Genomic DNA, 393 nt, shown 5'->3' with positions numbered 1-393 from the left:
CTGCCCTCCTCGGCTATCAAAGATCCTGAGATCGTCAAGATTCTCGCCAGTTTCGATAAATGGCCACGCAGCGATGCGTTAAGCCGTCTTGGTCTGGAGCGGCTCAACGCCCATTTGAAGGCCAGTTCCGATCTGTGCAACAGCCTTGATGACTGGCTTGAAAAACGTGGGCTTTCTTCCGACCAGCCAGCGGAAAACTTCCGGCCCTTTACACAAAACACCAGAGAAGAAACTCAAACTGTAAAGACGCCGCCCGCTGTGGATAACTCTGGAAGACATGCGGAAATCGCACAGAGTGAACCGCCATCATCAATTCCCTGCCCCGCGCCACCCGCTCTGACGCCAGAGAATCTATATCGCATTGCCGGCGACGGCTTACGCATGATGCTTGAC

Annotated in this window: 1 pseudogene; it reads left to right on the top strand. The window is 54.2% G+C overall.

The window, feature by feature from the left end:
• Positions 1–393, top strand: a pseudogene (locus O4H53_RS27255) (replication initiation protein RepC); the annotation flags it as partial.

The organism is Sulfitobacter sp. G21635-S1 (assembly GCF_027213915.1).
Lineage (GTDB): Bacteria > Pseudomonadota > Alphaproteobacteria > Rhodobacterales > Rhodobacteraceae > Sulfitobacter.
The sequence above is the reverse complement of the archived record's forward strand: the minus strand, read 5'-3'. Positions and strand labels throughout refer to the sequence as shown.